At 59.0% G+C, this 1,435-nt stretch carries 2 protein-coding genes and 1 pseudogene; 2 read left to right on the forward strand and 1 reads right to left on the reverse strand.

Translation table 11 applies throughout. The features are described from left to right. A partial coding sequence (locus AC2VLY_RS11055; RefSeq protein ID WP_486892239.1) for a YidH family protein occupies positions 1-887 on the forward strand: 887 nt, incomplete at its 5' end. Positions 888-1,002: 115 nt separating this feature from the next. Next, entirely contained in the window at positions 1,003-1,200 is a 198-nt protein-coding gene (locus AC2VLY_RS11060) for a Uma2 family endonuclease (RefSeq protein WP_486892238.1), read from the forward strand. A 44-nt stretch (positions 1,201-1,244) separates the two neighbouring features. Here AC2VLY_RS11060 and AC2VLY_RS11065 read toward each other — a convergent pair. Continuing rightward, positions 1,245-1,435: pseudogene (locus AC2VLY_RS11065) on the reverse strand (aminotransferase class I/II-fold pyridoxal phosphate-dependent enzyme); the annotation flags it as partial.

Genomic DNA, 1,435 nt, shown 5'->3' on the forward strand with positions numbered 1-1,435 from the left:
TCATTATCGCTGCGGCTGACCCGAACAACCCGAGTATGCGTGCCCGGGTTCAGGACCTGGTCCCGGCCCATCATTACGAATTTCGTGTCGCGCTCAAAGAAGACATACGCTGGTACATACAGGACTACAAGCATGCTGAGGCGCCCTTGCTCATTGGCATTGAGCGCACGGGCCTGGCCTATTGGCGCAACACCATGGCGCACTGGCGCACCAAGCTGGCTGCGCATCGCACGGCCCATGCCCGCGCCCGGACGGCCATGAAGTTGCTGCGCTGGGGGCTTGCCATGGTGGCGCTCGCCAACGTGCTGACCAAAGTCACCCACAACGACCTCTCATCCTATCATCTGTTGATTTTGTTGGTCGGGATTGTCCTGGCACTGATTGGCTTGTTTGATTACCTGAAAGTGCGTGGCAGCCGCATGGATTTACCCTGCCAAAGTGCTTTGATTGATATCACCACCGAGAACGTGCGCTTTACCGATCGCTATCACCTGCCCGAAGCGCCGGTTGAGGCAGAAGATGCCAGTGCCCTGGCCAGACTGGCTGCAGCCATTCCCCGTTACTGTTCGATTTTGCGCCCGGTACCGGCCAGCAAGGAGCGCACCCATCTGGCCCGCGAGCGTAATATGCTCGCGGCTCAGCGCACCATTGCCGCCAGTCACCGTGCCTCCTACGCGCGTGCCCGAACCGGGTTATCGCTGATCCGCACCGGTGTGGCATTTATCGGTCTGGGCCTGGCCCTGCACAAAATACTGGGTGCAACACCCTACAGCTTTACCGATTATATTCTGATTGCTGCAGGCTGCCTGATGCTGCTGGATGGTTTGTTCTGGTATCTGCCTGCGCGCCGCCTCAAATATGGCTTGGGGCGCGACATCAAGCCCTAAGGGGAAGAATGATCCCAGCGCTACCCGCTATTTCTGGCCATCTTGCGGCGATGACACAGAAGCTTCCAAGTCTTATGATGGGGGCTGTTGATACGCTGAGGCAGGAGGAAAGGTTATGCAGATAGCCATGTTACGGCCTGTGTCTGGCAAAGAGTATCTGGAAGGTGAGGAGCGCGCCGATATACGCCACGAGTATGTGGCCGGGCAGGTTTATGCCATGGCCGGGGCCAAGCTGCGGCATAACCAGATTGTCGGCAATCTGTATGGACTGCTCTGGCAAAAAGCCCGTGTGGTAGTCACTGCCAGGTTCTGAACAGCGATATGAAAGTGCGGGTGGAAGCTGTAGATGCCTTTTATGAGGTCTTCGCGATGATGCGCAGCACTGAGGGTAATCCGCAAACGGGCGCTGCCCTTAGGCACGGTCGGGGGGCGCACTGCCGGGCAGTACAGACCGGCCTCGCGCAATCTGGCAGCCGCCTGCACAGCCGCCGTTGCCTCTCCCAGTACCAGCCCCTGAATGGGCGTTGCGCTGGGCAGCCAGGGCGCAT

The organism is Acidithiobacillus sp. TH-A36 (assembly GCF_057473445.1).